The sequence below is a fragment of the Methylobacterium sp. B1 genome (genome assembly GCF_000333255.1).
Taxonomy (GTDB): domain Bacteria; phylum Pseudomonadota; class Alphaproteobacteria; order Rhizobiales; family Beijerinckiaceae; genus Methylobacterium; species Methylobacterium fujisawaense.
The window spans coordinates 1-7,352 of the sequence record NZ_BACT01000821.1; the positions used below are offsets into that span (position 1 = coordinate 1).

General features: G+C 73.6%; 7 protein-coding genes and 1 pseudogene. All 8 read left to right on the plus strand.

Annotated elements, in window-relative coordinates:
- Nucleotides 1-229, plus strand: a pseudogene (locus tag I53_RS35430) (hypothetical protein); the annotation flags it as partial.
- A gap of 5 nt (nt 230-234) precedes the next feature.
- Nucleotides 235-1,065, plus strand: coding sequence for an AAA family ATPase (locus I53_RS35435; RefSeq protein ID WP_251982424.1), 831 nt, complete (start codon nt 235-237; stop codon nt 1,063-1,065).
- The gene (locus I53_RS35440; RefSeq protein ID WP_251982425.1) at nt 1,065-1,313 is read left to right on the plus strand and encodes a hypothetical protein; all 249 of its coding nucleotides are present in this window, start codon (nt 1,065-1,067) and stop codon (nt 1,311-1,313) included. Before I53_RS35435 ends, I53_RS35440 begins: the two co-directional genes overlap by 1 nt.
- A 22-nt stretch (nt 1,314-1,335) precedes the next feature.
- The gene (locus tag I53_RS23645) at nt 1,336-2,697 is read left to right on the plus strand and encodes a hypothetical protein (RefSeq protein ID WP_043355316.1); all 1,362 of its coding nucleotides are present in this window, start codon (nt 1,336-1,338) and stop codon (nt 2,695-2,697) included.
- On the plus strand, nt 2,694-4,133 hold the full coding sequence (locus I53_RS23650) for a peptidoglycan-binding protein (protein WP_043355317.1): 1,440 nt from the start codon (nt 2,694-2,696) through the stop codon (nt 4,131-4,133). The genes I53_RS23645 and I53_RS23650 overlap by 4 nt, the downstream gene beginning before the upstream one ends.
- A gap of 9 nt (nt 4,134-4,142) precedes the next feature.
- Entirely contained in the window at nt 4,143-5,489 is a 1,347-nt protein-coding gene (locus I53_RS23655) for a hypothetical protein (protein ID WP_043355319.1), read from the plus strand.
- A gap of 53 nt (nt 5,490-5,542) precedes the next feature.
- Nucleotides 5,543-6,322, plus strand: a complete 780-nt coding sequence (locus I53_RS23660; RefSeq protein ID WP_083936134.1) for a hypothetical protein — start codon at nt 5,543-5,545, stop codon at nt 6,320-6,322.
- A 67-nt stretch (nt 6,323-6,389) separates the two neighbouring features.
- On the plus strand, nt 6,390-7,184 hold the full coding sequence (locus I53_RS23665; protein ID WP_043355320.1) for a hypothetical protein: 795 nt from the start codon (nt 6,390-6,392) through the stop codon (nt 7,182-7,184).
- Nucleotides 7,185-7,352 lie beyond the last annotated feature (168 nt).

Below are 7,352 nucleotides of genomic sequence, written 5' to 3' on the forward strand. Positions count from 1 at the left end.
AGGCCTACACCCTGGCCGCCGCCCGGCGGTGGCCGGGGATTTCGGCAAGGAGGCGATCGACAACCTCCTCAAGTTCATGGAGGACAACCGCGACCGGATCATCGTGATCGTCGCCGGCTACACCAACGACATGCGCCGGTTCATCGACCGAATCCGGGGCTTGCCAGCCGCTTCACCAAGACCGTCGAGTTCCCGCCCTACAGCCCGCCGGAACTCGCCGAGATCCTGAAGCGCATGGCGGCCGGCCAGGGCTTCGTCATGCCGGAGGGGTTCGAGAAGGACCTCGCGGCCTATGTCGGCGCCCGGTCCAAGGCCGAGGACTGGGCCAATGCCCGCGAGATGCGCACGGTGCTGGAGAAGGCCCGCCAGGCGCAGGCGCTGCGCCTCGCCGCCAGCCCCGGCGGCGACATCAACCGGCTCGAGCCCGCCGACATCGCCGCGGCCCTCGGCCGCCAGGCCGGCGGCGCGGTCGACATGGACGCCGCCCGGAAGGTCATGGCCCGCCTCGACGCGATGATCGGGCTCGCGCCGGTCAAGGAGCAGGTGAAGACCGTGGCGGCGCGGGTGCTGGTCGATGCCCGGCGCCGCGCCGAGGGCATCGAGGTCGGCGCGGTGAGCCAGCACATGGTGTTCACCGGCCCGCCCGGCGTCGGCAAGACCGAGGTGGCGCGCATCATGGGCGACATCTTCCGGGCGCTCGGCGTCCTGCGGAAGGGGCACGTGGTCGAGGTCGACCGGGCCGGGCTGGTGGCGGGCTATGTCGGCCAGACCGCGGCCAAGACCCTGGAGCGCTGCCGCGAGGCCCTCGACGGCATCCTGTTCATCGACGAGGCCTACACCCTGGCCGAGGGCGGCGGGGGCGGGGGCGACTTCGGCAAGGAGGCGATCGACACCCTCCTCAAGTTCATGGAGGACAACCGCGACCGGATCATCGTGATCGTCGCTGGCTACACCGGCGACATGGCCCGGTTCATCGACACGAATCCCGGGCCTCGCGGCCGCTTTCACCAGACCGTCGAATTCCGGCCTACGATCCTTACGACCTCGTCGAGATCCTGCGCCTGATGGCGTCGCGGCAATCCTTCCGGCTGCCGCCGCGCTTCGAGACCCTGCTGATCCCGTGGGTCGAGCAGCGCGCGCAGCGGCACGACTGGGCGAATGCCCGCGCGATGCGCACCCTCCTGGAGCGCCTGCGCGAGGCCCAGGCGATGCGGCTCGCCAGCGATCCCCTGGGCGATTACGGCCAGTTCGAGCTCGTGGATTTCGAGCGGGCGCTCGGCGGCGGCGCCCCGCGCCCCGCCGCATTGTCGTGACGGCCCGGGAGCCGTCGCGGCCATGAGCATCGCACGCGAGGACTGGCTGCGCGCGCACGCGACCCTCTGGTACGACGATCGCCGCTACCGCCTGGCCTGGCTCGCCCTGCCGCAGGCCGTGACCTGCGCGGTGGCGGGCCTGTGCATGGCGCTGGCCGCGCAGGGCGTCTGGGGTCAGCCGGCCACCGCCTCGAAGGCGCGGATCGCCGAGCTGAGCGCCCTGCGCGACCGGGCCGGCAAGGACGGCGACCGCACGGCGTTCGACGCGCTGACCGCCGCGGCCACCCGGGGCCAGATCGACGCCGCGACCAAGCTCGGGACGCTCTACGACCCGCTGACCGCCGCCTACTTCCCCAGCAAGCCCGCGCCGAACGATTTCGCCCGGGCGGCCGCCCTCTACGGACCGGGCGCCGCGATCGGCGACCTCCTGGCGGTCGCGCGCCTCGCGGATGTGCTGCTCGATCCGGCCAACCCCAACCGCGACCTCCGGCGCGGCTGCCGCCTCGCCCAGACCTGGTTCGACGATCCCGAGACGCTCGAGCGCACGATCACCGGCGAGGAGCGGCTCACCGTCAAGCTCGCCACCTGCTACGTCGAGCCCGAGAGCGGCCTGCCGCAGGACCCGGTCCGGGCCGGGGGGCTGGTGACCGCGGTGCTGTGGCGCAAGCACCGGCCGACGATGGACGCCTTCATCAACAATCTCGGCCAGCAGAACCCCGCCCTGGTGTCGGGCCTCCAGCGGCATCTGGCCGAGCAGCGCCGCTATATCGGCCCCGTGGACGGGCGGCCCAATCCCGGGATCATCACGGCCCTCCAGGTGGAGGCGGGGATCACCAACACGGTCGCGACCCCGCGGCCCGAGCCGCGGCGGATGGCGCCCAAGGGCCCGGATCCGGAGGTGATCGCCCTCGCGACCGCCGCCCGGGCCGGCGACCGGCGGAAGCTGGCCGAGCTCAAGGGCCGGGCCGATGCCGGGGACGCGGACGCGCTCACCGCCTATGCGCGCCTGTTCAACCCGGTGATGAACAAGGGCGACGTCTTCGCGCCGGACGCGCAGGTCGCCGTGGCCGCCTACGAGCGCGCCGCGGCCGCCGGGCACGGCATGGCGGCGGGCGAGGCCGCGGTGCTCTACGATTCCGGCTACGGCAACGTCGCCAAGGATCCCCGGAAGGCCGCGGCCCTCGCCCTGCGGGGCATCGACCTCAAGGACGACCAGATCACCTTCTGGCTGCTGTTCCCCGAGGCGGGGCACTGGAGCGACGGGTTCTGGGGCGCCCTTCAGGCCGAACTGACCACCCGCGGCTTCTACACGCTCCCGGTCGAGAACACGCGCAATCCGGCGGTCATCACGGCCCTGCGCGCCTACATGAAAGCCAAGTCATGAGCGGCGTCTTGATCGGGACCGACCGGCTCCGGGCGCACGCGACGCTCTGGTACGCGGATGCGCGCTACCGCCTCGCCTGGCTGGTCCTGCCCCAGGCCGCGGTCGCGCTCCTGGCCGGCCTCGCCCTCGCGCTGCTGAAGCCCGCGGGCGAGTGGGGCAAGCCCGCCGACAGCAAGGAGAACGAGAAGCTCTATCTCGATCTGCTCGACAAGGCCGGCAAGGACGGCGACAGGGCCGCCTTCGAGAAGCTCAAGGCGGGTGCCGAGGCCGGCGACGTCAGCGCCCGCTCGTTCATGGGCGCCCTCTACAATCCCGAATGGGCCGCGCTCTACGTCAAGAATCCCGTCAAGCCCGACGCCGCCAAGGCCCTGACCTACTACCAGAAGCCCGCCGACCTCGGCTTCCCCGGGGCCCAGCGCGGCATGACCGAGCTCCTGCTCAACAGAGGCCGCGGCCAATACGATCTCAAGCGGGGCTGCCGCTACGGGCTGGCCTTCCACGCGAACCCGGTCGCCGCCCGGAACGCCTATCTCGATTCCTGGTCGACGCTCTACTGGATCGCCGGCTGCTACACCGATGCCGAGAGCGGCGTCCCGCGCGATCCGCAGAAGGCCGCCGATCTCTACATGGACACGGTGGCGGCCAAGCTGCCGCTGGCGGTCACCACCTTCACGGACGAGCTCGGCCGCCAGCCCCCCGACCTCGTGGCGGCGATCCAGCGCAATCTCGCGAAGCGCGGCTTCTACACGGGCCCCGCCGACGGGTCGGCGACGCCGCAGACGCGCGCGGCCGTGCAGGCGCTGGCCGGCAGGGCCGCCGGCCCGCAGACCAATCCGGGGACCGGCAATCCAGGGGCGGGCAATTCCGGGGCTGGCAATTCCGGGGCGGGCAATTCCGGCCCCGGAAAGCCGGGCACGCCGCCGCCCGCGACACCCCCCGCCTCCGCGCCGAGCGTCGAGGCGTTGATGGCGCTGTTCAAGAGCGCGACCACCAACGCCGCCGACGAGGCGAAGCTCAGGAGCCTGGCGGAGAGCGGGGTCTCGGTGGCGCAGTATCTCTACGCGCTGCTCCTGTCGCCGGCGAACACGGAGCAGCGGATCACCGCCCCCGACGGCCTCTTGGCGCGGCGGTATCTGGAGCGCCTCGCGGGCGAGGCCTCCTTCGCCCCCGCGGCGGCCTCGGCGGCGTTCCTGTTCGATATCGGCGGCGCCGGCCTGCAGCGGGATCCCGGCAAGGCGGCCGACATGACGATCCGCGCCCTCGAACTCAAGTCCACCGAGATCCTGCAGAACCTCGAGCAGGACAAATGGGGCGTCGGCTTCTGGGCCGCGCTCCAGCAACGCCTCGCCGACCGGAATCTCTACCAGGGCCGCGTCGTCGACCAGCGCAACGACCGCACCATCCAGGCGGCCCGCCGCCTCCTCGGCAATCCATAGGAGACGGCCATGGCCCCCCGCCGCCGTTCGAATCCTGCGCGGTTCCCGGCCCCTCGGGCCGGGCGCCGCCTCGCCCTCTTCGCCGCCGCCCTGTCGGCCGGCCTCCTCCTGCCCGCCGCCGCGCAGGCGCAGATCAAGGTCCGCAAGGCCGATTGCTTCTTCGCGGCCGACAGCAGGACCGTCATCGACGGGGTCTGCGAGTTCCTGACCGATGCGCGCAGCTACGGCGTGGGCGGGTTCCGTCTCGCCACCTACGACAACGGCTACCTGCGCGACGGCGTGGTCGTGTCGGTGACGGCGCCGGGCCGGGGCACGGCCACCTGGAACCGGGAGCCCGGCGGCAAGCCCGAGGACGGCCCCTCCGACGGCGTCACGTCGGAGGGCGCCTGCTGGACCGGGTCCCGGAGCCGGGTCTGCGCCTGGAAGGTCGGCGAGGGCCGCCCCGGCTTCGGCGGGGCTCCCGCGGCGGCGCCTGAGGCCGGCGCGCCGCGGGCCGCCGATTGCTACCTCGAGGTCGCCGGCGATGTCCGCCTCGACGGAGCCTGCCAGTTCCGGGCGGAGACCGGGCAGACCGGTGCCCGCGGCTTCGAGATCCGCTCCTATTCCGGGAGCAAGCTCGACGTCGTGGCGCAGCTCGTCCGCGACCCGCAGAACCCGCTGAAAGCCACCGCCTTCTGGAACGGGTCGTCCGGTGGCCTGCGCGCCGCCGAATCCCTCGGCGCCCTGTCCCCGAGCGGCCCCTGCTGGGACAATGACGGCGTCCGTCTCTGCGTCTGGCAGCCCGGCCAGCCTCGCGGCGGCTGGGACCGGCGGGACGGCGGGACCGCGCCTTCCCGCGATCGGCCCGCCGAAGCGCGGGCTCCGGCCCCGCCCGACACGCCGCCGCCGCCGTCGCAGTCACCGTCTCCACCGCCCGCGCCCCGTGACACCGCGGAGGCGCGGGACCCGCCGCCGGGCACGTTCCTGAAGCTGTCCTTCAAGGGCCGCTGCGAATCCCTGGTGATGGACGGGGAGGATCTCACCGCCCTCTGCGCCTCGGGTGCGGTGAACACCTCCGTCGTCGGGAGCCCGAAGGCCGGGTTCATCTTCGGCACCACCGACGGCAAGGCCATGGCGTTCCTGGCCTCGGCGAAGGGCCTCGTCGCGGGCGGCACCCTGCGCCAGCCCATCGACGAGCTGATGTACGCCGAGCGCGACCAGTCCACCATCAAGGTGAAGGGCACCTGCGAGTTGCCCAACCCGATGGGCGGCCCGGTGGTCATCACGTGCAACGCCCAGTCGACGAACAGCACCTACGCGGTCCGGTTCCGCACCGATGGCGGCAAGCCGGTCCTGGAGCGCTCCGACCCGAAGTGAGCGTCCCGCCCGCGGTCCACGACCGCCCGTCCCGCAGGCCGAGGAGGAGTCCCATGGCACACAGCGTCCCGAAGTCGAGAGCGGCCGGGGTCGTGCGGCCTGGGCGGCCCGGCTTCGGCTTCCTCTTCGGCCTCCTCGGCCTCCTCGGGCTCTGCCTCGCGGGGCCGGCGCTCGCCGGATCCACGAGCGTGACCGCGCGCCCCGGACAGCGGATCCGCCTCGACGGCTACGCCACCCACGAGACCCGGCCGGGCTGCCCGTCGGTTCCGGCGGCCGCGGTCGAACTGGTCACGCCGCCCCGCGGCGGACGGATCGAGCAGCGGCGCGAATTCCTGGTCCTCGGCCGGAACACCGACGGCACCCCGTCGCGGGACGGCTGCCAGGATGTCGAGCGGGACGCGCGGGCGCTCTACTACACGGCCCGGCCCGATTTCTCCGGCCTGGACACGGTGTCGGTGATCGTCACCTTCGTCACCGGCGAGGAGGCGACCTACACCTACAGGATCACGGTGCCCGAGGGCGAAGGCCGGCGGGCGCCGGCGGTGTCCCAGGCACCCGCCCCCCGCGACGCGGGCCTCTCGCGGCCGGCCCCGACGGCGCGCGCCGCCCCGGCTGAGCGAGCGGCTCCGGCTCCGGCGCCCCAGGAGGCCAGCACCGGCGACTTCCTGCGCGACGCGGTCCGCGGCGCGGTCCCGGCCGGCCGGCCGGCACCGGCTTCGCCGCCCCCGAAGGCTGCAGAGGCCGCAGCGCCCGTATCCGGCACGCCCGCACCGCCCGCGCTGCCGCCACAGCAGTTGGCAGCGCCGCGCCCGCCCGCCGCGCCGCAGCTCTGACGCGCCGCGGACGGTCAGCCCTGCGGCGGAGGCCGCGCCCCCCATCGCCAAGCCGAGGACGAGTCCCGTGCATCAGCGCCTTCCGAACGCTCCCCGATCCGCAGCACCGACCCGACCGCGGCGGCGCACCGGCGCCGGCGTCCTGGCCCTCGGGTCGGCGCTCGGCTCAGCGCTCTGCCTGCCGCTCTGCCTCGCCCTGCCGGCCCGGGCGGAGGTGGAGAACAAGACCGCGCGCCCCGGCCAGCGGATCTTCCTCCAGGGCTTCACCTACTACTTCGCCACGCAGGGGTGCCGCTCGCGCGCGGCCACGATCGAACTCGTCAGGCCGCCGCGCGGCGGGCGCATCGAGCAGCGGCGGGAATTCCGGATCCTCAGCGGCAAGGTCGACGAGACCGGGGCGCAGATCCGACAGCCGGACGGCTGCGAGGACGCCAAGAAGGATGCGATGTCGCTCTACTACACGGCACGCACCGACTTCTCCGGCCTCGACACCCTGTCGGTCGCCGTCACCTTCGGGGACGGGTCCACGGTGCCGTACACGTTCCGGATCACCGTGCCGCCGGGCGAGCCCCGCCGGGCCCCGGCGGTGTCGCAGGTGCCGGTGCCGCGCGACGGCGGCAGCGGCCAGGTCGCACCGGCGGCCCGGGCGGCGCCGGCTCCGACGTCCCGGGAGGCCAGCACCGGTGATTTCCTGCGCGACACGGTCCGCGGCTCGGTCGCGGCCCCACAGCCGGCGCCGGTCGCGGAGCCATCGAAGGCTGAGGTGGCCGCGTCCGGCGCGCCGCCGCGGACCGAGCCCCCGGCACCGCGCGCGATGACGCCGCCGCCGCGCCCCCGCGCACCGGCCGCGCCGCAGCTCTGAGAATCTGCGGGGCCGGCGAAAGCAGATCGCCTGCACCCGTACGAAGCGACGCTTGACCGGGGCTCGATTTCACAGGTCCGGCAGGTCCACGGCGGAACGATGTGAGGACGCCCCATGGGATCGATGCGGACCGCGTTCGTCTATTCGGCCATCCTGTCGACGCTCTCG

Bases quoted from the DNA above. Each gene is read 5' to 3' on its own strand.
- I53_RS35435 (WP_251982424.1), top strand. From the start codon at position 235: ATGGCGGCCGGCCAGGGCTTCGTCATGCCGGAGGGGTTCGAGAAGGAC.
- I53_RS35440 (WP_251982425.1), top strand. From the start codon at position 1,065: ATGGCGTCGCGGCAATCCTTCCGGCTGCCGCCGCGCTTCGAGACCCTG.
- I53_RS23645 (WP_043355316.1), top strand. From the start codon at position 1,336: ATGAGCATCGCACGCGAGGACTGGCTGCGCGCGCACGCGACCCTCTGG.
- I53_RS23650 (WP_043355317.1), top strand. From the start codon at position 2,694: ATGAGCGGCGTCTTGATCGGGACCGACCGGCTCCGGGCGCACGCGACG.
- I53_RS23655 (WP_043355319.1), top strand. From the start codon at position 4,143: ATGGCCCCCCGCCGCCGTTCGAATCCTGCGCGGTTCCCGGCCCCTCGG.
- I53_RS23660 (WP_083936134.1), top strand. From the start codon at position 5,543: ATGGCACACAGCGTCCCGAAGTCGAGAGCGGCCGGGGTCGTGCGGCCT.